Origin of the sequence: Acinetobacter sp. YH16042 (assembly GCF_013417245.1) — a bacterium.
GTDB classification, from domain to species: Bacteria; Pseudomonadota; Gammaproteobacteria; order Pseudomonadales; family Moraxellaceae; genus Acinetobacter; species Acinetobacter amyesii.
This window is the reverse complement of sequence record NZ_VPEJ01000003.1, coordinates 129,220-150,350: the sequence shown is the minus strand read 5'-3', so window position 1 is coordinate 150,350 and position 21,131 is coordinate 129,220. Positions and strand designations below refer to the sequence as shown.

General features: G+C 41.4%; 23 protein-coding genes and 1 pseudogene. 15 read left to right on the top strand and 9 right to left on the bottom strand.

All coding sequences use genetic code 11. The features are described from left to right. Positions 1–2 precede the first annotated feature (2 nt). The 4 genes from urtC to FTV37_RS03435 all read left to right on the top strand — a co-directional run bounded on the left by urtC (position 3) and on the right by FTV37_RS03435 (position 3,439). Positions 3–1,076 (top strand): urea ABC transporter permease subunit UrtC, encoded by a 1,074-nt coding sequence (urtC, locus tag FTV37_RS03450; RefSeq protein WP_180063038.1) that lies wholly within the window; start codon positions 3–5, stop codon positions 1,074–1,076. Next, positions 1,073–1,894 (top strand): urea ABC transporter ATP-binding protein UrtD, encoded by an 822-nt coding sequence (gene urtD, locus FTV37_RS03445; RefSeq protein ID WP_180063037.1) that lies wholly within the window; start codon positions 1,073–1,075, stop codon positions 1,892–1,894. The genes urtC and urtD overlap by 4 nt, the downstream gene beginning before the upstream one ends. Positions 1,895–1,904: 10 nt before the next feature. Beyond that, the gene (gene urtE / locus FTV37_RS03440) at positions 1,905–2,603 is read left to right on the top strand and encodes an urea ABC transporter ATP-binding subunit UrtE (protein WP_068532840.1); all 699 of its coding nucleotides are present in this window, start codon (positions 1,905–1,907) and stop codon (positions 2,601–2,603) included. Between the two features lie 353 nt (positions 2,604–2,956). Beyond that, entirely contained in the window at positions 2,957–3,439 is a 483-nt protein-coding gene (locus FTV37_RS03435; RefSeq protein ID WP_168379686.1) for a DUF1877 family protein, read from the top strand. A 17-nt stretch (positions 3,440–3,456) separates the two neighbouring features. Here FTV37_RS03435 and FTV37_RS03430 read toward each other — a convergent pair whose 3' ends face one another. Together FTV37_RS03430 and FTV37_RS03425 are read right to left on the bottom strand one after the other, a co-directional pair. Continuing rightward, positions 3,457–3,957: a GNAT family N-acetyltransferase gene (locus tag FTV37_RS03430; RefSeq protein ID WP_180022328.1), complete on the bottom strand. Its 501-nt coding sequence runs from the start codon at positions 3,955–3,957 to the stop codon at positions 3,457–3,459. A 101-nt stretch (positions 3,958–4,058) separates the two neighbouring features. Next, positions 4,059–4,820 carry an outer membrane protein OmpK gene (locus FTV37_RS03425; RefSeq protein ID WP_168379688.1) on the bottom strand — a complete coding sequence of 254 codons (762 nt, stop codon included), beginning with the start codon at positions 4,818–4,820 and terminating at the stop codon, positions 4,059–4,061. Positions 4,821–5,314: 494 nt separating this feature from the next. Between FTV37_RS03425 and FTV37_RS03420 the strand changes: the two genes are divergently transcribed. The 5 genes from FTV37_RS03420 to FTV37_RS03400 all read left to right on the top strand — a co-directional run bounded on the left by FTV37_RS03420 (position 5,315) and on the right by FTV37_RS03400 (position 9,658). Further along, positions 5,315–5,680 (top strand): HPF/RaiA family ribosome-associated protein, encoded by a 366-nt coding sequence (locus tag FTV37_RS03420; RefSeq protein WP_078190593.1) that lies wholly within the window; start codon positions 5,315–5,317, stop codon positions 5,678–5,680. A 129-nt stretch (positions 5,681–5,809) separates the two neighbouring features. Further along, the gene (locus FTV37_RS03415; RefSeq protein ID WP_111885128.1) at positions 5,810–6,352 is read left to right on the top strand and encodes an ankyrin repeat domain-containing protein; all 543 of its coding nucleotides are present in this window, start codon (positions 5,810–5,812) and stop codon (positions 6,350–6,352) included. A gap of 14 nt (positions 6,353–6,366) precedes the next feature. Then, positions 6,367–7,137 (top strand): transporter, encoded by a 771-nt coding sequence (locus FTV37_RS03410; protein ID WP_180022329.1) that lies wholly within the window; start codon positions 6,367–6,369, stop codon positions 7,135–7,137. Between the two features lie 53 nt (positions 7,138–7,190). Next, complete coding sequence (gene dsbD, locus FTV37_RS03405; RefSeq protein ID WP_180063036.1) at positions 7,191–8,987, top strand: protein-disulfide reductase DsbD; 1,797 nt, start codon at positions 7,191–7,193, stop codon at positions 8,985–8,987. Positions 8,988–8,989: 2 nt separating this feature from the next. Further along, on the top strand, positions 8,990–9,658 hold the full coding sequence (locus FTV37_RS03400) for a glutathione S-transferase family protein (RefSeq protein WP_180063035.1): 669 nt from the start codon (positions 8,990–8,992) through the stop codon (positions 9,656–9,658). A gap of 34 nt (positions 9,659–9,692) precedes the next feature. On the opposite strand, the gene FTV37_RS03395 is transcribed toward FTV37_RS03400, so the two are convergent. After that, positions 9,693–10,859, bottom strand: a complete 1,167-nt coding sequence (locus tag FTV37_RS03395; RefSeq protein WP_228145159.1) for a GGDEF domain-containing protein — start codon at positions 10,857–10,859, stop codon at positions 9,693–9,695. 281 nt (positions 10,860–11,140) lie between these two features. Between FTV37_RS03395 and FTV37_RS03390 the strand changes: the two genes are divergently transcribed. Beyond that, positions 11,141–11,710, top strand: coding sequence for an FMN-dependent NADH-azoreductase (locus FTV37_RS03390; protein WP_078190588.1), 570 nt, complete (start codon positions 11,141–11,143; stop codon positions 11,708–11,710). 100 nt (positions 11,711–11,810) lie between these two features. Here FTV37_RS03390 and FTV37_RS03385 read toward each other — a convergent pair whose 3' ends face one another. After that, on the bottom strand, positions 11,811–12,722 hold the full coding sequence (locus tag FTV37_RS03385) for an alpha/beta hydrolase (RefSeq protein ID WP_180049723.1): 912 nt from the start codon (positions 12,720–12,722) through the stop codon (positions 11,811–11,813). Positions 12,723–12,877: 155 nt separating this feature from the next. On the opposite strand from FTV37_RS03385, the gene FTV37_RS03380 reads away from it, so the two are divergent. Continuing rightward, a complete protein-coding gene (locus tag FTV37_RS03380; protein ID WP_180024632.1) occupies positions 12,878–13,315 on the top strand; it encodes a DUF2147 domain-containing protein in 438 nt (145 codons plus the stop codon). Positions 13,316–13,419: 104 nt separating this feature from the next. Here FTV37_RS03380 and FTV37_RS03375 read toward each other — a convergent pair whose 3' ends face one another. Both FTV37_RS03375 and FTV37_RS03370 read right to left on the bottom strand, forming a co-directional pair. Continuing rightward, positions 13,420–13,767, bottom strand: coding sequence for a Spx/MgsR family RNA polymerase-binding regulatory protein (locus FTV37_RS03375; protein ID WP_180063034.1), 348 nt, complete (start codon positions 13,765–13,767; stop codon positions 13,420–13,422). A 630-nt stretch (positions 13,768–14,397) separates the two neighbouring features. After that, positions 14,398–15,216, bottom strand: coding sequence for an exodeoxyribonuclease III (locus FTV37_RS03370; protein WP_180063033.1), 819 nt, complete (start codon positions 15,214–15,216; stop codon positions 14,398–14,400). Positions 15,217–15,256: 40 nt separating this feature from the next. On the opposite strand from FTV37_RS03370, the gene pyrE reads away from it, so the two are divergent. Then, positions 15,257–15,907, top strand: coding sequence for an orotate phosphoribosyltransferase (gene pyrE, locus FTV37_RS03365; protein WP_078193224.1), 651 nt, complete (start codon positions 15,257–15,259; stop codon positions 15,905–15,907). A 394-nt stretch (positions 15,908–16,301) separates the two neighbouring features. Here the strand turns inward: pyrE and FTV37_RS03360 are convergent, their stop codons facing one another. Further along, positions 16,302–16,820, bottom strand: coding sequence for a hypothetical protein (locus FTV37_RS03360; RefSeq protein WP_257224199.1), 519 nt, complete (start codon positions 16,818–16,820; stop codon positions 16,302–16,304). Positions 16,821–16,954: 134 nt separating this feature from the next. Here FTV37_RS03360 and FTV37_RS17815 point away from each other — a divergent pair. Continuing rightward, a pseudogene (locus tag FTV37_RS17815) lies at positions 16,955–17,209 on the top strand (hypothetical protein); the annotation flags it as partial. A 20-nt stretch (positions 17,210–17,229) separates the two neighbouring features. Here the strand turns inward: FTV37_RS17815 and FTV37_RS03355 are convergent. Both FTV37_RS03355 and FTV37_RS03350 read right to left on the bottom strand, forming a co-directional pair. Next, positions 17,230–17,427 carry a DUF3565 domain-containing protein gene (locus FTV37_RS03355; protein ID WP_180024624.1) on the bottom strand — a complete coding sequence of 66 codons (198 nt, stop codon included), beginning with the start codon at positions 17,425–17,427 and terminating at the stop codon, positions 17,230–17,232. Positions 17,428–17,552: 125 nt separating this feature from the next. Beyond that, entirely contained in the window at positions 17,553–18,455 is a 903-nt protein-coding gene (locus FTV37_RS03350; protein WP_180063032.1) for a sensor domain-containing diguanylate cyclase, read from the bottom strand. Positions 18,456–18,778: 323 nt separating this feature from the next. On the opposite strand from FTV37_RS03350, the gene gshB reads away from it, so the two are divergent. Together gshB and murG are read left to right on the top strand one after the other, a co-directional pair. Then, positions 18,779–19,723: a glutathione synthase gene (gene gshB, locus FTV37_RS03345; RefSeq protein ID WP_180063031.1), complete on the top strand. Its 945-nt coding sequence runs from the start codon at positions 18,779–18,781 to the stop codon at positions 19,721–19,723. Between the two features lie 302 nt (positions 19,724–20,025). Continuing rightward, positions 20,026–21,123: an undecaprenyldiphospho-muramoylpentapeptide beta-N-acetylglucosaminyltransferase gene (murG, locus tag FTV37_RS03340; RefSeq protein ID WP_180063030.1), complete on the top strand. Its 1,098-nt coding sequence runs from the start codon at positions 20,026–20,028 to the stop codon at positions 21,121–21,123. The last annotated feature ends 8 nt before the right edge of the window (positions 21,124–21,131 follow it).

Genomic DNA, 21,131 nt, shown 5'->3' with positions numbered 1-21,131 from the left:
GCATGAAAATCACTTCGTTATTATCAGATAAACCCTATAGTGGTATGGCGATTGCCGTGTGCTTTGCCATTTTGCTGATTTTGCCTTGGCTACATGTATTACCCGCCGATTCAGCACTGCATTTATCAGCGTATTGGGTCACGCTCATTGGCAAGATTATGTGTCTCGCCTTGGTGGCATTGGCCTTAGATTTGGTTTGGGGCTATGCCGGCATTTTAAGCTTGGGGCATGGTTTGTACTTTGCCTTGGGCGGCTATGCCTTTGGCATGTATCTCATGCGTGAGGCGGCAGGCGATGGCTTACCCGACTTTATGCGCTTTTTGAGTTGGACCGAGCTACCGTGGTACTGGATGGGTACTGAACATATCGTGTGGGCATTGGCTTTGGTGGTTTTGGTCCCAGGACTGATTGCCTTCATTTTTGGCTTCTTTGCCTTCCGCTCAAAAATTAAAGGCGTGTATTTTTCAATTATTACCCAAGCCATGACCTTTGCTGCGGCGCTACTGTTTTTCCGCAATGAAACCGGCTTTGGCGGTAACAACGGCTTTACCGGTTTTAAAACCATTTTGGGTATGGATATTACCTCTGCACCAATGCGTACAACCTTGTGTTTCCTCACTGCGCTGACTTTGCTGGTCTGTTTTGTCGGCTTACGCCACCTGATGAATAAACCCTATGGTCGTGTACTCGGTGCAATTCGTGACAGTGAAAACCGTTTGCAATATTTAGGTTACCGCACCTTATGGTACAAGCTCTCTGCATGGGTGTTGTCTGCCGTGATCGCAGGGATTGCAGGCGCTCTGTATGTCCCTCAAGTCGGCATTATTAACCCGAGTGAGATGAACCCTGTCAATTCGATTGAAATGGCGGTGTGGGTGGCTGCAGGTGGTCGCGGTACGCTGATTGGCCCGATACTGGGTGCAGGTTTGATCAACGGGATGAAGACCTATTTCACGGTGGCTTATCCAGAGGTATGGCTATTGATTTTAGGTGCGCTGTTTATTGTGGTAACGATATTCCTGCCAAATGGCGTGATTGGGCTATTAGAGCGGTTTAAAAAGGAGCGCAGCGAATGAATGATCAATGGGTTCAACCGCATGGCGGTCATGCTGTTGAAGGTTATGGACGACCGAAGGAGCAGGGTGCGGACTTCAGTCACGGGATTGCCCTGTATTTGGAAAAAGTCAGCGTTTGGTTTGATTCTTTCCGTGCATTAAATGATTTGTCGTTATATATCAAAGAAGGTGAGCTGCGCTGCATCATTGGTCCCAATGGTGCAGGAAAAACCACGCTGATGGATGTGATTACCGGTAAAACTCGCCCAACAGAAGGTTCGGCTTTTTTCGGGCAAACCTATGATTTGGCAAAAATGAGTACAGAGCAAATTGCAGAAGCCGGGATCGGTCGTAAGTTTCAAAAGCCTACTGTATTTGAAAATTTTACCGTGATGGAAAACCTGTTATTGGCAGCGCCGAAAGATAAACGGGTGAAAAAGAGTTTCTTCAGCAAACTCGATCCAGATGCGCAAAACGCCTTGGACGAATCTTTAGCACAAATCCGCTTAGAAGAATTGATCCATAAACCGGCAGGGCTGTTGTCACATGGTCAAAAGCAGTGGTTAGAAATAGGCATGCTACTAATGCAGCGTCCAAAATTGATTTTGCTGGATGAACCTGTAGCAGGAATGACCGATGCTGAAACAGAGCGTACCGCAGAGCTGTGTTTAGAGTTGAAAAAGAGCCATACCCTTGTTGTGGTTGAACATGACATGAGCTTTATTGACACCATCAGTGAAAAAGTCACCGTGTTGGCGCAAGGTGCGATTTTGGCCGAGGGTACATTGGCCGAAGTCCAAGCCAATGAAGATGTCATTGAAAAATATCTCGGACGTTAAGGAGCAGACCATGTTAGAAGTCAAAGACGTCAATCAGTTTTATGGTGGCAGTCATATTTTAAGAGATGTGACATTTGCCGCTCCCGTGGGGGCATGTTCAGTGGTGCTCGGGCGAAATGGTGTGGGTAAAACCACCCTCTTAAAATGTTTAATGGGCATTTTACCGATCAAGTCAGGGCAGATCCTACTGGATGGCAAAGATATTTCTAAGCTAAGTCCAGAGCAACGTGTACGTGAAGGCTTGGCTTATGTACCGCAAGGACGGGACATTTTCTCAACCTTGACCGTTGAAGAAAATATTTTGATTGGGATGGCAAAATTTAAAGGCGCTAAAACCCGAAAAGTGCCAGAACATCTCTATGAGATTTTCCCCGTATTGGATGAAATGAAACATCGTCGAGGTGGAGATTTATCTGGTGGTCAGCAGCAACAATTGGCGATTGCCCGTGCGCTCGCTTCCGAACCACGGGTATTGATTTTAGATGAACCGACCGAAGGCATTCAGCCGTCGATTATTAAAGACATTGGCCGTGTGATTCGTCAGTTAGCCGATGGCGGAGAAATGGCGATTGTTTTGGTTGAACAGTTTTATGATTTTGCAGAAGAACTGGCAGATGAATATACCGTGATGGCGCGGGGGCAAGTGATTGCACAAGGTGTCGGTAGTGAAATGCCTGAAAAAGGCATTCGGGAATTGGTGGCGATTTAATATTTAGTTGACTGCGATGTGTGGCGGGCTTGTATCAATCAAGCTCGTTACTCTTTTCATTCAATTTACTACGCTCAAAAAATCGTTGCTGGTCATGGAAATGGCATCAAAAAAACGAGTGGAATAAATTTTTTTTGTTTTAAACCATAAGCTTAAGTTGTTCTCAGTATCGTCATTTGAAGCTTCAGCATGTCGTGCTTCAGTGATGCTAAGTGCAGTACTGAAACTTTGGTAAAGGGCGAATGGGCATCCATCAGTATTCGATCAACTGCAGTCGAATATACAAAATATCTGCTTTATTTTTGTGTGGATTACATTAATCTAAATGTACGACATAACAAGAAGATAAGAATATGGACGCGATATTATATTTGATCCCACCGAATGATTTGGAAACTCTGATTTTAGAAGCAGAAACCCCTCAAGATGTCTTGGATTCACCTTTTGTACAACACTCCTTTTTTTTAGGGGAAGCGTGGCAAGAGTTGAATCCATTATTAAGCGTGAACAGTGATTCAGTTGCGGCACTGAGTTATGCCATTCAGGCAGAACATCCTTTGTCAGAGCGACGACCGGGACTGAGCCTTGCAGTGCATTACAATACTGTAGTTCGCGTTGCAGAAATCCATCAGGCATTACAACAGTTAAGCGTGGATGAAATCAAAAAACGTTATTTGGTCACGATTGCAGAAACCGCACCTGAGCAAGAGCTTAAATTGGCCGAATTAAAACTACTTTTTTTACAGTTACAAGATCTTTATCGTGATGCGGTGCGTCATAATTTATCGGTGCTGAGTGTGATACAAGATGGTATTCGTTTGGATAAATTACCATAAACACAGCTCAATACGGGCTATAACTGAAGTTGCATCAGGACCAGATCACGCCATTCACCAAACTTTTGTCCCACTTCAGGCATATAACCTGTTTGCTTAAAGCCTAATTTTTTGTGCAGGGCAATCGAGGCGCTATTGCCGTGATCAATGCCTGCAATCATGACATGCATATTTTGGCTTTTGGCATGCTGAATTAGGTGCTCTAATAATTGCTGACCAAGACCCTGTCGAGCATAGTTTGGGTCAATATAGACAGAATGCTCAACAGTATGTCGATAGCCAGCAAAATGGCGGAAAGAACCATAGTCAGCATAACCGGCGATTTGCTGTTGATCCTGATCTTCAATCACCACAAAAGGAAAATTTTGCTTTTGGAAATCCAGCAATTTCTGTTGAAAAGAGTCAAGAGTGTAAGCTTGATCATTCCATGTCGCAAAGCCGTTGAGAACTTCATGATTATAGATTGCGAGAATGGCCGCTAAGTCTTGTGGAGTTGCAGGTCGAATGAGAAAAGACATGCGCAAATTTCTGATAAAAATAAAGTCAATTTAAAAACTTAGGCATAAAAAAAGCAAGGTGATGAACCTTGCTTTTTTCTTCATCGCGTTCTGAGTCGAACTTAGAAGTGGTATTTCACCAAAGCGCTGACATCGTTTTGGTCCTGACCTTTCAGGCCATATTTGTTGTTCCAAACCGAGTGTTCAACACCTACGTAGAGCTTAGTCTTAGGAGAGATATGCTTACCTATATTCCATTTATATTGGCTTGTCCAGTTTAATTCACTAGCTTGCGCCCCTTTTTCAGCTGTTGACCAGTCAAGGAAAGCATCTACTAGAAAATCTTCAGAGCCAATTTTAAATGGCACAGCATAAGTGATCGTCATTTGATAATCATCTTTAGTACCGGCTGATTTAGAATCATTATCGGCTTTATAGAAGTTGATGTTTGCATACTGTGTATATGGAATGTCTAAAGCAAAGCCAATACCATACAAGAAGTTATTAAACTCAGAATTTTTGTCGTAGCCGGCATTATGTTCCCAAGTCGTTGCAATCAGAACGTCTTTGATCGGCCCCATAGAAAGGTCTTTACCAGAAACTTCGCCTAAGCTAAGGCGCGGTGCAAGCTCAAGGTAAGTTGATGCTTCATCATCTTTGTCCCAAGCTTGGTCAACGAAGAAGAATACATCTGAATATTTCAGTTTAGCGGCATATTCAGCTGTGATCGTTTTCTGTTCATTGTTGTCACCATCAAAAGGCACAACATAATTTTCACCATATAGGCCAGTTAAGCTGAAATCTTGCCATACGATAGGTGAAGCTTGAGTGAAAGCAGCAGCAGATGCTAATGCACATGATGCAACGATTTGTGTAAGTTTCATTAAAAAATATCTCCCCCGAGAAGCACTGAAAGCATACAGATTATTAAGCAAAAATAAAGCCAAATTTTACTCAACGGCAAAATTGTTTTGTAATTTGAAGGGGAAATACGCTGTGCATGATCGATGACGGTAAAAGCGAGATTTTGAGTTTGAATGGAATTGTGCAAATAGAAGGTGGGCGTCGAGGAAATGCACAAAAATATGACCCAAATCAATTAAAACAATGCAAATCTACAATAAAGTCTTACTTTTTTTATGGATATTAAAAAAATATCAAAATAGCACTTGCAAAATTCTAACTTAAGACCGATATTCGAAGTATAAGGACACGGATCTGCAGACTCTAAAGTGTTCATCATTCAATGTGGAGGACGATGTTCCATACAAAGTTGAAGATGGTCATTGCTGTAACATTTACAGCAAATGTAACGTGCCAAGATAATAAGTTTTGCACAAATTTTTATAGCTAATACAGATAGATAGAGGATGATATTATGAACATTGAAATCCGTACAGATAAAAACATTATAAACAGTGATCGACTAATTACATACGTTCGTGCAGAACTTAATGAAGAATTTCAGCGCCATAGTGAACGCATTACCCACTTTTCGGTGCATTTAAGTGATGAAAATGGGGACAAGGGCGGCAGCGACGACATCAAATGTATGATTGAAGCGCGTCCAGCAGGTTTGAAGCCTGTCGTGGTCAACCATCGTGGTCATAATGTAGATACGGCTATTCACGGTGCAATTGATCGACTTAAACGTAGTCTTGAACATGTGTTCGAAAAGAAAGAGAACCCACGCAGTACGCAACCTGCTTTTGCTGAAGCGGATGACAGCGTAGACGACGAATAAGTCTCAAAATTTAAAAAAAGCCCTGCGGGGCTTTTTTTGTGTGTTTTGTATTTTGTTTTACATGAAATTCAAACAAACGCAGCTTTATTCGGCATAATAGATCAAAATAAATTGAAGTGAGCTTTCCAGATGTTAACAGCGCAACAACAGCTTTTTGTGCAAGCGTTAGAAGAACAAGATCTTGCACAGGTGCAACGCCTGTTGGCAGATGGTCTTAATCCAAATTTTATCGACTTTGAGAAAGGACCTGCGGTTTCTGTATGGTCTGATGGTTTGTTTAAATGGTGGGAAATGGTTTGCGAAGCGTATGAAGCAGGCCAACCTTTAACAGCAGAACAGAAAACACAACATTTAGATGTACATATGCAAATCTTGGAAGCGCTGATTCAAGCCAAAGCCAATGTGCATTTATGGGATGCTGAAGAAATTTATGGTCCATTATGGGATGCTGCGAGTGCAGCATGTGTCCCTGCGGTACAGCGCTTATTGGATGAAAAAGTGAATCCAAATATGATTGATAGCGATGGTTTAACCATTTTATCGTCGATTAGTGAATTATTTTTTGACTGTGATTTTGACGCGGTAAATTGGTCGGAAGCATTGGAAGAAGAAAAACAAACCTTGGAGCTTTTGCGTAGCCATGGCGCAAAAATGAGCAAAGAATTAGCATAATTGTGAGTAAAAACATGACTGTATTTAAAGTTTTAAGCATTGCAACATTATCCAGTTTGAGCCTGTCTGCATTTGCGGCGGATTTTTCATTTGACCGTCCGGGTGCGGGTATGGGTACAGGCATTACCCCTGTTGGTCGTTTGGCATGGGAACAAAGTTTGCCAGCAGCGAGCTATAGTGAAAGTCGTGATGAAAATGGTGAAAAAGTAAAAAACACCACTTTAAATGCAGACATGTTGTTCCGTACTGGTTTGGCAAAAGATTTGGAATTGCAATTGGGTTGGCAAGGTCCGGCATGGTCTAAAACCAAAGTTGCGGGTCGCTCAGTTGAAGACGATGGTTTGGGTGATGTCAGCATTGGTCTGAAAAAAGCCATTGATTTGAATGATGAGAAATTGTCGATGGCTATTCTTGCTGAAGCGATTATTGCAACAGGCAATGAAGGTTTTAGTGCTGAGGACGATATTTATAGTCTGACTTCCGCTGTGGCTTATGATTATAGCGATACAATTGGGACTTCAATGACCATGCGTTATGAAGTTCAAGATGGTGATTGGGCTGTGAGTGCCATTCCGGGAATGGAATATCAAATTGCGGGTAATTTATCGGGTTTTTCTGAGCTGGTTTATCGCAAAGCAGAGAGTACGGATCAGGAAGTGTCTTTGGCTTCCGGTCTAACGTATGCCGTTTCGGATCGTATGCAGTTGGATGCGAGTGTCGGTCTAGAACTCACTGGCGGTCATAAAAATTATCAGTCAGGTTTGGGCGTATCTTACCTGTTCTAAAAAAACCTAAATTTTAAAACGTAAAAATACAGACTGAGGATGAATTCAGCTGAATGAAACAATGGACTTATGTTGCGGCAGCGGCTGTGCTGTCGTTCAGTATGGGCGTCTCTGCTCAGGATGCATTACTTTCAGCTGAAGATGCTTTTCCTTTCTCAGTGGTCTCTGATCGTGCAGATCAGGCGGAGCTGAGTTGGGATATTCCAGCGCATTATTATCTGTATCAGCACAAAATAGAGGTGAAGCAGGGCAATCAAGTTTTAGCTTTGGATTTGCCTGCTGCTGAGGATTTAAAAGACGATAACTATGGTCATACGCAGGTGTATTACCAACAGTTGAGTTTTAAAATTCCGACTCAAAAACTGCAGACCTATCAAGTCAGTTGGCAAGGCTGTGCCAAGGATCGGGTGTGTTATCCACCACAGAGCATCAGCTTTGAAACGGATGCTTCTGGCTTGGTCACACAGCAAAATCTTGCCAGTCCAAATAAACGCTTACTCGATTTTGCAGCAGAAAATACTGCCGAACAGCCTACGGCGAATCGTTTAGATCAGCAGCGGGCAGATAATGCTGCACTGGCTTCTGATCGCTATACCGCAAGTGACCAAATGTGGTCTGAAAAATTAGCACAAAGCTCAATATTTTATGGCCTTTTGCTGTTTTTTGGCTTGGGTTTTTTGTTGGCTTTTACGCCATGTTCATTGCCGATGCTGCCGATTTTAACCTCACTGATTGTCCGCGACAGCCGAGGTTTAAAAGCATGGATGATTGCACTGACTTTTGTCACCAATATGGCGATGGTGTATGCCATTCTCGGCTTGGTGGCGTCGTCTGCAGGTTTGAATTTCCAGCGTTGGTTGCAACAACCCTCGACCTTAATTGCCTTTAGCGTACTCTTTGTGGTTTTTGCCCTGAATTTATTTGGTTTATTTGAACTGAAATTGCCACGCAGTTGGGTCAATCGCTTAGACCAAGCTCAGTCGATGCAAAAGGGCGGTAGTCTCGTTGGCGCTGGGGTCATGGGGATGATTTCAGCATTACTGGTCGGTCCTTGTATGACAGCACCGTTGGCAGGCGCATTATTATTTATTTCCCAAACCCAAAGTCAGTGGCAAGGTGCGTTATTGTTATTCACCCTCGGCTTTGGCATGGGGACCCCGCTATTGTTGGCCAGTGTCCTTGGCTCACGGGTATTGCCTAAAGCGGGTTTGTGGATGAATCAAATCAAGGTGCTCTTTGCTTTCATTATGTTGGCATTGGCTTTGTATTTTATTCGACCATTGATCAGTGAAGCTTGGTTACAGTGGTTATCCCTTGCTCTGGGTCTGGTGTTTAGCGCTTATGTGCTTTGGCGCATTTTATGGCGCAGTACTCAGCTCAAATGGTTGTATATCTTGGTGTTCTGCGCAACCATACCTTATATTGTGTACAGTCAATATCAACACAGCCAACGTTTTTTAGTCGAAGAAAATCAACAACAAAGTGCTTGGCATGTGGCACATACAGCGGAAGAGTTTCAACGTTTGTTAAGTGAAATTCCTCAAGGTCAATCCGCGATTATTGATGTCTATGCTGATTGGTGTGTGGCCTGTCAGCCGATTGAACATAAAGTTTTAAAATCGGCTGCGGTACAACAGGCTTTGGCACCGTATTACTTAATTAAGTTAGATTTGAGTCAGTATGATGCAACCCATCAAGTACTGCTTAATCAATGGGATATTTTAGGGCCACCGACCTATTTATTTTTAGATACAGCGCATCAAGAGATACGTGGACTGCGTTTGACGGGTGCTTTTAGTGAGGAAGAATTGCTAGCGCAATTGGAAAAATTTAAATCGCGTGGAGAATAAAAATGATGCAATTATATATTGCCAATAAAAACTATTCGACGTGGTCTATGCGACCGTGGTTGGTGTTACACGCGTTTAATTTATCCTTTCAAGAGATCTTGATTCCTTTTTCTGAAGAAGCAGATGGCGGAGCATTCAAGCAGCAAATGTTAGCCCTACATGCCAATGGTAAAGTGCCCCTACTGCAACATGACGGTGTGATGATTTGGGACTCATTGGCAATTTGTGAATATTTGGCAGAGCAGTTTCAAGATCTTCCACTGTGGCCTAAAGATCCCGCGCAACGCGCATGGGCACGTAGTATTTGCGCGGAAATGCACAGTAGTTTTATGCAATTGCGTAGCTTATGTAGTATGAATCTGCAGGCGGATTATGGTCGTCATGGTCAGAGATTATGGTCTGAACATGCCGAATTGCGTGCTGAAGTGACTCGAATCGAACAGATTTGGTCGAGTCGTGCTGCGGTGGATGGCTTTCTATGCGGTGAATTTACTATTGCCGATGCTTTTTTTGCACCCGTGGTAACACGTTTACAGACCTTTCAGTTACCTGTGAGTGACAACACACAGCGTTATATGCAAAAGATTTTGCAGCATCCTTCTGTGGTGGCATGGATCACGGCTGCTCAACAGGAACAGCCAGTCCGTCGTATGGAACAGTATCCACGTTAAAAGCTCAACGCCACGTCTGATCTATATAAAAGTTTTAAACCAAATGGCTAAAGCTTTGTTGTTCAGTGTAGGCCATCACCATGTTACGACCACCAGCTTTAGCTGCATATAGCGCCTGATCAGCATGGGTCAGCAATTGTTGCGGTACCAATTCTGGCGTAGAAATCGCAATGCCAAAACTGGCTGTCACATGAATTGACTGACCATCATGTCCCCAAATTTCAAGCTGCTCAATGGCTTTTCGACAGCGCTCTGCAATGAATATCGCTTGTTCTAAGTTAGAATTTTTTAGCACCAAAATAAACTCTTCCCCGCCAAACCGCCCAACCACATCACTACCGCGTAAATGTTGGTTTAATACTTGGCTGACGAGAATCAAGGTTTCATCGCCTTTATCGTGTCCATATTCATCATTGATGCGTTTGAAATGGTCTAAGTCCAATAAGACCAGTGCATATGTATCTGTTTTAGCACTATCGAGCTGTTCCAAACATTGATTGATACTGCGTCGATTAAATAAATTGGTCAGTGGGTCGACTTGACTAAGTTTTTGAATCAGATGCTCTCGATGACGCCATTGGCTGAGTAAGATTTCAAATAAAGCCAAACAGGTTAATAAAATAGGAACAATGAAAAAGATCATTGAGAAGAGCCAAAAACTATTTTGATAGCCATAGGCATGAGGTTGAAAAATCGGGGCATAGGGGATAATGCCGCGGATGCTTAAATACATGCAAATAGATAAAAAAATCGTGGCTGGGATCAGCATGCTATAGACGATTTTTCGTGTAAATAGTACCAATCCAACGGTCACAAGGCTCACGTAGGAGATCATGGTGGCTGGACTCATAACGCCAATTAAATAACCATCACGACATAAAGAAATGACGAATAAGCCGACCGAAAGATAAGGTAAAATTAGCTGAATCTTGGGATTATCTTTTCCAGCATAGCAAGGCCAAATCAGGAGGACCATTAAGCAAAAAAAGACGATATTGGTCCACAATTGAGAGTGGATGAGATCAAGGTTAACCCACTGCCAAAGTTCTGGCGTGACATAAACATAAAATTTCCAAATGATCCAAAGCAGATGAATGGCTGAGCCAAGCATCAGCATGAGCATACACTTTTTCAGGATACTCCAATTCATCACCACTTCATCTTCCAGTAAATACTGGGCGATTCTATTGCGGAGGATCATGTCACGTATGCTTGATTTCACCGTCATCCTGTGTCATTGCCCTGTTCGAGTTATCAGTTTTTTTCTTAAAGTTTATATAGATATCATTTTATAGGCTTACATTAGCATGAAAATTTACACTTGATAACGGTCAAGAACCGCTCAGTAATTTTAAATTTTTTGCGAGTTCAAAATGATTGTTCTAAAAATAAAACATAGTGTCATAAGGATCGGGATTATTCTATTTATGAAAAGTGATTACACTAGGCTCAAGTTAATAACAACAGCTTTAGGTTTTAGTCATGAAAATTCTGCATATTGATTCAAGCATCATGGGCGACGCTTCAGTTTCACGTCAACTCAGCGCTGAAATTGTACAACAGCTACAGCAAAAACATGGTGATGCGGCACAGGTTCAACATCTCGATTTAGCTGTACAGCAGATTCCACATCTCAGCAGTGAAATTTTGATGGGTCAAAATGCAGAACAATCGGCTTTAGGCGAGCAGTTGTTGCAACAGTATTTAGATGCTGATGTGGTTGTGGTTGGTGCTGCTATGTATAACTTCGGTTTGCCATCAACTTTGAAAGCATGGATTGACCGTATCAGTGTTGCAGGTCGTACCTTTAAATATACAGAACAAGGTCCAGTGGGCTTGGCAGGTGACAAAAAAGTTTATATTGCCAGCAGTCGTGGCGGTGTGTATGGCGATAACAGCCCTGTAGATTATCAAGAAGGTTTATTAAAAGCCGTGTTTAATTTTACAGGTGTCAGCGATATTGATGTGATTCGTGCCGAAGGTGTCAATATGGGGCCTGATATGAAAGCACAAGCAATGGCGACAGCTCAGGCTCAAATTCAAGCCATTTAATAGATTGACATTTCCCTCTTAGGTCAGCATCTGCTGACCTTTTTTTATGGTGACTTTGATTAGTTTCAGGGATCAGTTTTCAGGAATTGGTTTTCACGGATTAGTCCTGATCCAGTCGGTGTGCAAAATCAGCTAAATCACTCAGCGCACGTTGTCCTTCTTCAAACCAAGAGCTAAACATTTGGAAGTTATGCCACATGCCAGTGTACAGCTTAAATTCGACATCTAGGCCGGCTTCTTCTGCTTTGACTTTAAAGCGCTGCGCATCATCCAGTAAAATTTCTTTAGAACCCACTTGAATATGAATCGGAGGCAGTCCTTTGAGCTCGGCAAAAAAAGGCGAGACCAAGGGATCAGCTCGATCGACCGAGCGTGGTACATAATAATCAATGCCGGTTTCGAGGGCTTCTATGCTTAACAGCGCATCATGCTTACGGTTATAGCGTAGGGACTCACTGCTCAGCGTCAAGTCTAAAAACGGTGACATCAACACCAAACCACTGACTTGTGGAAGTTGTTCCTGTTGAATTTTAAGGGCTAAGGCAAGCGCCAAGTTTGCACCACAAGAGTCGCCTGACAAAATAATATCTTTGGCTTGAACCCCTTGATCTAATAACACCGCATACACATCAAAAAGAGCATCGAGTGTTTCAGGAAACTGTGCTTCTGGGGATAAAGGATAATCCAAATGTAACACTTGCATTTGCGTGCGCGCAGCAACTTGAGTCAGAAACGCCCGATGTGTGTTCATCGAACCCAAGAAAAATGCGCCCCCATGAATATGAAAAATGAGTTGGGTCGATGCCTGTTGAGGTTTGATTTCTTCGGCTTTTAAGCCGGCTAAGCGAATTGGACGAATTTGTACATCCGGGTTTTGGGGAAATGCACGACACATTTGTTCCAAAGCAAAACGTAAAGTATTGGGCGGTAAATTGAACTGGCTCGGCCCACGGATTGTGGTTTTTAAAATGCTTTCTGTAATCAGTTGTTTCGTCAGTGGTGATATCTTCATTGTCTTTCCATCTTTTTCTATTTTTGGAATCGTGTGAGCATATTTACCAACACAAATTACAAGGTTACACTAAACGGTCACATACAAAAATTGATAAATTGTTGTGACTTTTGGATACTAATGTCGTCTATATCAGACCAGGGAAATAAACAAAAATGAAAAAAATTGCACTAGCATTAGGATTGATGAGTTTAGCCGCATTTGCAAATGCTGCAGACCCTCTAAATGGTACAACTTGGAAAACCATTGATGATAAAACCAAGCAGCCAAAAGCGATTGTAAAATTCACTGAGCAAAAAAATGGTACGCTTTCTGCGAGCATTCAGTCAGTTTTGACACCAGGTGAAGAGAATGCATGTAAAAAATGCGAAGGCCCATATCACAACAAATCATTAAAAGGCTTGCGTATTGTGACCGGTCTTAAAAATGTTGGTGGTACAAGTTATGAGAACGGTTCAATTTTGGATCCTCAATCAGGTAAAACGTACAAATTAAAAGGTCAGTTGGCTGATGGCGGCAAAAAATTAGAGCTTCGCGGCTTTATTGGTGTTGCTGCTTTAGGTCGTAACCAAACATGGATCCGCGCCAACTAATTTGACGTGATTCCAACAAAAAGCCTGACGATGTCAGGCTTTTTTTATGACTGCTTGCTCAGTCAAAATTGAACAAGGGCAGTGCATGAGTGTGATGAAAACATTTATTTCAATGCACGGTAAGCGTTTTCATCATAGCCAACCAATAAGTCGCTACCTGTATCCAGTACTGGGCGTTTAATCATGCTGCTATGCGCTGTTAAGCACTGAATCAAATTTTCTTCACTGGCTAAGGTTGTCTGTTGCTCTTCTTCACTGAGTTTTTTCCATGTTGTGCCTTTTTTGTTGAGAATCACATCAGCGCCTTTGGCATCGAGCCATTTTTTTACGGTTTCAGCATCAATCGCTTGTTTTTTATAGTCATGAAATTCGTAGCTTAGGCCTAATTCGTTGAGCAAGTCGAAAGCTTTTTTCATGGTATTGCAGTTTTTGATGCCATAAATTTTAAGCATGAACAGGTGTCCTTAATTATTCAAACAATAAGATAAAAAATACAATTCAGCATTATCCTACAGGCTAATTCATCAATGCTCAAAGCTCGATCGTGATGTGGATTGAGAAATAAATATTTTGCTGTAAAAGTCGCATGTAATAAATATTGGGTATTGTCATCAAAACGACATTTTGGTCTTTTAGAATAGCCTACAGAACAAAACGATGCTCAGAAAAGAAAGCGATGCAATAACAAGAAAATTCAGCTTAAGGTTGCACAGTCAAAATTAGAAAGAAAGCGAGAATAAGAAAATGCTGTGCAGATCGAATTTTTAGCTGTTTTATTTGGGGGATGTTTGAGTCTATAGATGTGGGGACTAGATAAGAGAAAACCCGCATTTAATCATCCTGATCATGCGGGTCTCAATCCAACGTCCATTGTCACATCCTTGAAAACAAGCTAAATCATTTAGTTTGTTTTTATACTTCCTTCGGCGTCCAATCCTTTTATGTCATCCTGACATGTCCCTTTGCCGTGCGACCATAATGCTATGTTCAAGTTATGAGATAAATCCACAAATTCGTCATGTAATGTGAGAAATAAGCTCTAATTGAGTAAACAATCGTTCACTCAATTAATTGTTGGCAGCTTAAATTTTATAATCAATAATCACAGGGGCGTGGTCGCTAAACCATTCATCTTTAAATATCCAAGCATTGACTGTACGTTCTTTCCAGTCTGGTGAACATGCATGGTAGTCGATACGCCAACCCACATTTTTGGCACGTGCTTGTCCTCGGTTAGACCACCAAGAGTAAAGCTCAGCTTCTTTGCGAACCTCACGGAAGGTGTCGACATAGCCAAGTTCATCATAAATATGATCGAGCCATGCACGTTCATGCGGTAAGCAGCCCGAAGCCTTTTGGTTCCCAGACCAATTTTTAATATCGATACGTTTATGCACGATGTTGTAGTCACCGCAAACAATCACTGACTTATTTTCAGCACGCCATTGCTTCAAAATTTGTTGATATTCGCCTAAAAATAGGTCTTTGCGCGCCTGAGCTTCATCACCCGATGAACCTGAAGGCAGGTAGAGCGAGCAAATATGCGCAGTTTGTCCAAGTCCTAAATCGAACTCAGCAGAAATAAAGCGGCCTTGAGTGTCTGCCAATTCAAAACCTAAACCATCTGTCACCGAAACAAAGGGTATGCGGCTATAAATCGCTGTACCTGCGTAGCCTGGGCGTTCTGCAGGGAAGAGGTGTGTAAACCAACCTTCGGGTTTAAATTTATCGGTCCATTGTTCATGGGTAATGCGGCTTTCTTGCATACAAATGACGTCTGCATCGGATTGGGAAATCCAGTCAAAGATGCCTTTCTTTTCTGCCGAACGTAGACCATTCACATTAATTGAAACGACACGAAGAATTTTTTGATCACTTGGATAGCTACTCTTTGGTATCATGCTCAGGTTTAACCTCAAACTTAAAAAAATGGAGCACCTCATGACAGCGCAAGCGGCATTTAATCCACAAGCTTTTATCGAACTCGCATTATCACGTGGTGTGCTTAAATTTGGTGAGTTTACTTTAAAATCGGGTCGTGTGAGTCCTTATTTTTTTAATGCCGGCTTGCTGAATGACGGCGAAGCTTTGTCATTGCTGGCTTCCGGCTATGCAGCAAAATTAACAGAATGCGATAATGTGGAAGTGGTCTTTGGCCCAGCTTATAAAGGCATTCCATTTGTAGCGGCAACGGCTGTGGCGCTGTCACAGAACCATGGTGTGAGTGTACCTTGGGGCTTTAACCGTAAAGAAGCGAAAGACCATGGGGAAGGCGGTGTATTGGTTGGTGCGTCTGTTGAAGGTAAAAAAGTCTGGATCATTGATGATGTGATCACTGCGGGTACTGCGATTCGTGAAGTAGTAACTATTCTGAAAAATGCCGGTGCACAAATTGCGGGCGTATTGGTGGCGCTAGACCGTCAAGAAAAAGGTCAGGGCGATTTGTCTGCGATTCAAGAAGTGCAAAAAGAGTTAGAAATTCCTGTACATGCTTTAATCACTATGAAAGATTTAATGACTTTCTTAGATGCAAAAGGCGAAACTGAAGCCTTGGCGAAAATGGAAGCGTACCGTGTTAAATACGGCATCTAATTTTTCGGGATTTCAAAAGGCAGCTGAAGCTGCCTTTTTTACGTCTTTAAATGATGATTGTTGCATCTAACTAACAAAAAACGTGAAATATTGCTTAAAAAGTAGGCGTTAAACGTGAAGAATCAATAAAAAGCCGTCTCAGTGCGCTATTTACTGAAACGGCTTTAGTTAAAGTATTGATGCTTATAGAAAATTTAAAGAATTTCGTATAACGTGTATTATGTTAATTTAGGAAAACTTACAAAATGTATATGTTAAAGATTATTGTTTGGGTGATCCTCATTTTAGTAATCTTATGGGGAATACAATGGATGTTTCATGGCTTTCCAACAGGAAATTAATATTAAACATTTATAAAAAAATTCATAAATTAGACTTAAGGTAAACATAATAATTAAGGCTTATCTAGATAGCCTAACATCTTAATGTCATGCTTATTACTCTTGAAAGCATCTATGTCTTTAAAGGAATTTTCTGAAATAGCTTCAATACTGGGTGTTATATTACTTGAAGAAATGTAATATAAATCATTAAATTTTTTAATAAAAATTTTTATAGAAGTTTCATTATTTCCCATAACTAAAGAGTTTGTATACTTCATTTTTGCATACTTATTTCCATATTTAGCGTAGATATAATAATCACTATATTTATTGATTTTAGTATTTCTATAATCTTGAATCTGAGCATCCTTATATAAAAATAAATACGTATTTGTCTGACCAATATGTTTACTTGGCTCATAACCATCTAATAAATAACCATATGTATTTATTATTATTTTTAAATTATCTTTCCTTATATCTTCATCTAAGTCAATACTGATCTGAGTTTCATATTTCTTTTCAAAATTAGCAGCTATTACCATAATTAGGCCTATAAGGATGATAAAAATTCCAATTTTTTTCTTCAATTTACGTTATTCCTATGATCATTAAATTGATTTTGGAATGCTGTTTCTATTAATACACCATTGATAAATTTTTTCATGGGTAGAGCAGGTGGAGAAAATAGTGGCACACCACGAGTTGCAGCAAAACCATCACCGAATTGATTTCCACAGATCTACAGAACCTTTATACTGATTTAAAGGACTATGTAGCATTTTCTAATCAAGCAGAATGGATTAATTATTATATCAACCGTCTAGCTCCGATCTATCAAAAGCAAAGCCACCAAGATTCACTGATGAGTCAGAGCTTTGATTTCTTTTTTCAAGCGAAGAATGAATATATTATTGGCCATGTACCCAATACTCAAAATTCAGCCACAAAATTTAAAGAAATTTCTTCTAATTTTTAGTTTATTTAACATAAAATCTCTTATACGAAACTCTCTTCATCACACTTCTTACATTCCAACATTACCCCTAACTTTTCTTTCCGTCCTTGCTCAGTGATAACCCAAGGACGGTTTTGCCATGGAGGATCATGTCGGACATGTTGTGTATGGCCACAAGCTAAAATGGCATACCAATGATTTTCATCATCCAAGGCAAAATCAACAATGGCTTGCTGCATATCGGACACCTATCTAAACTGAACTTATGCTGAAAAGGGAATAGAGTTCATCTTGAACAATTACAACGGTTTGAATATCAAATTGCTAAATAAACTGTGAAATTTGGTTTATTTCTGCCGCACGCTTAGGCCGCGACAATTCTATTTTTCCCGCCATGTTTGGCTTTATACAGCGCTAGATCAGCACGCTTAATTGTATCTTCGTAGGTACAATCTTCAGGCATGATGGTTGTCACTCCTATGCTCATGGTGACATGCGCGTTATCTATTGAAAACCGACTTAATTCTTTTCTGGAATGTTCATGAATCCGTTTTGCAAACTGAATGGCCTGATCGCAGCCCGTGTTGGGCAAGGCGACCACAAACTCATTTCCACCTAAGCGGCAGGCGCAATCGGTCTTGCGCAGCGTTAAACGAAGAATATCTGCGACTGCTCGGATTGCCTCATCACCGACATGATGGCCTTTGCTGTCGTTGATCTTTTTGAGGTTATCAAGATCGAACATCAAGATCGAGGTCTGTATAGAATGTCGTAGGTATGACTCATAATGTAATGCTAAGTCATGCTCTAATTTTCTTCGGTTGAAAAGACCGGTTAACTGCTCTGTATGGCTGAGTTCTTTCAGCTTGATTTCCAGGTTGTGACGCGCTGAAATATTACTTGCGACCCAAAGTACAACGTCTTCTTCATCTACCGAAAAACTGAGGGATTGGATGCGCACCTCAAACCAAATGGGCTCTTCAGGACCATAATCGGGCAGACCTTTTATATCCCTATTGCTCAGTTCATACTCTTCGATGAGTAGATTTCCTGACGCTAGAGCTTGGTCGATCAATTGCATAAAAAAGTTGGCTTTATCTGGCTTGATCACATCTGAAATATAGGTACCAACAAGACCGGAACCATCGTGGTAATAACGATTATCGCGCCCGCCAAAAACTGCAACGTATTTTCCACTACGTGATATGACAAATGCAGGGTCTGGTAAAGCATCAAGAATGATAGCCATCTGCTCAATGTTGATCATCAATGAATTCTATTTTTTATTTACAATAATTAACAAAATAGCTAAAAAAATAAAAAATCACGTATTTTTTAACCAAAAATAGGGCTAAGTTTATTTGGAAGTAATTAGACAGGTAGCAATGCTTTGGTATTTATTTACGCAGACCTATCACGTAATGTTATTAAAGCTTATTTCCATTATTGAGATAAGGTGGATGATAGAAATGTTTTGAAATATTGCATGCATCACACGAATCCATACATACACATGCAAAATCAGAATAAACAAAAGAAAAATCTCGGCTATACTCGTTCATAAATTGATAATGAACAGAGCACTGAATAATGCGTGTACTTGTTGTGATGGATCCCATCGAAAATGTAAACCTAAAAAAAGATACCTCAATGGCGATGCTATGGGCAGCAGCACGTCGTGGACATGAGCTAGGCTATGCATTACAGCAAGATTTATATATCGATCAAGGCAAAGCCTTTGGTTTGATTTCACCGCTAAAAGTTTTTGAAGACTACAATCACTATTTTGAACTCGGCGAAAAACAAAAAGAATCAATTGCTGCTTATGACGTGGTTTTGATGCGTAAAGATCCGCCGTTTGACATGAACTTTGTCTACACCACCTATATTTTGGAACAGGCTGAACGCGAAGGTGCATGGATTATTAACAAGCCACAAAGCCTACGTGACTGCAATGAAAAATTGTTTGCGACACAATTCCCTGAACTTCAAGTACCAACCTTGGTGACTTCGCAGCAAAGTCTGATTCGTGAATTTTTACAAGAACATGGTGATGTGATTGTGAAGCCATTAGACGGCATGGGCGGCATGGGCATTTTCCGTTTATACCAAGATGGCGTTAATATTGGTTCAACCATTGAAATCCTGACCAATAACGGCACACAGCCGATTATGGCGCAGCGATACATCCCTGAAATTGTGGATGGTGACAAACGTATTTTGATGATCAATGGCGAACCCGTACCGTATTGTTTGGCGCGTATTCCGCAAAATGGTGAAGTGCGTGGCAACTTGGCGGCAGGTGGTTTGGGCGAGGCGCGTCCATTGACCGAAAATGATAAAGCCATTGCAGCCAAAGTCGGACCATTCCTTCGTGAAAAAGGTTTGGTCTTTGTTGGTTTGGATGTGATTGGTAATTACGTGACTGAAATCAATGTCACCAGTCCGACCTGCGTACGTGAAATTGATGCGCAATTTGGCACCTCGATTGCCGATGATTTATTTGATGTCCTTGAGACAGGTTTAAAAGCTTAATTTTGCACTAGATTTAAAAGAGTCCTTCACGGGCTCTTTTTTGTCCTGCGCTAAGGGGAGGGGAGCTAAAAAAGCAAAAAAACTGTAAGTGAATGCAATTAAAGTGAAAAATTGTCTGATTTTTTTTCAATTCTCATAGATTAATAATAAAACTAGTTTAAACTTTTAAAATAGTAGAAAAAAACAATCATACGCCTGTTGAAAAAAAGTAAATTACCTTTCACGGTCATGCGTTTGTGATTACAATTGTTTGCTTAAAATCGAATATCATTAGCCTCTTTTTAGAATTGAAGAATTAGACAGTGACCGAAGTAACGCAAGTAAAGCCGAAACATGTCATGATGATGGCTGCCGGAACCGGTGGTCACGTCTTTCCAGCGCTCGCTGTTGCCAAAGAGTTGCAACAACAAGGCTGTGAAGTTTCTTGGCTCGCAACGCCAACAGGCATGGAAAATCGCCTGCTTAAAAATCATAATATTCCAATTTATCAAATTGATATCCAAGGCGTACGCGGCAATGGAGTCGTGCGTAAGCTGATGGCACCGTTTAAAATTCTCAAAGCTACTTTGAGTGCCATGCGTTATATGAAACAACTCAAAGTCGATGCAGTTGCAGGCTTTGGGGGGTATGTGGCTGGGCCTGGTGGTCTTGCTGCACGCGCACTCGGTATTCCTGTGATTATTCATGAACAAAATGCTGTGGCTGGTTTTACCAATACGCAATTATCGCGTGTGGCGAAAACGGTGTGTCAGGCATTTCCAAATACTTTTCCAGCTCAAGATAAAATCGTGACCACAGGCAATCCTGTACGGAAGGAAATTACAGAAATTTTAAATCCGTCATGGCGTTACCAAGAGCGTGAAAAAGCTGGGTTGCCATTACGTATTTTAATTGTGGGTGGTTCACTCGGTGCGCGTGCTTTAAATGAATGTGTGCCAGCTGCCTTACAGCAATTAGAACAGCCCCTGAGTGTATATCACCAGTGTGGTCAAAATAATGCTGAAAGCACATTGGCTCGTTATGCAAATGCACCTGAACATATGCAAGTTGAAGTTCAGCCGTTTATTGAAGATATGGCAGCAGCCTATTCTGCAGCGGATTTGATTATCTGCCGTGCTGGTGCGCTAACCGTCACTGAAATTGCGACAGCGGGTGTAGCAGCCGTGTTTGTTCCTCTGCCAAGTGCAGTGGATGACCATCAAACTGCAAATGCCGGATTCTTGGCCAATATCAATGCTGCAAAAATTTGCCCACAAGCGGACATGACCGCAGAAAGTTTAACAGCGTTGTTGAAGCCGCTGATGAATCGCCAACGACTTATGGAAATGGCGGTTAAGGCTCGACAACAGGCACAACCCGATGCGACACAGCACGTGGTTGGTTTAATTCAAGATTTGTAAAATTCGAG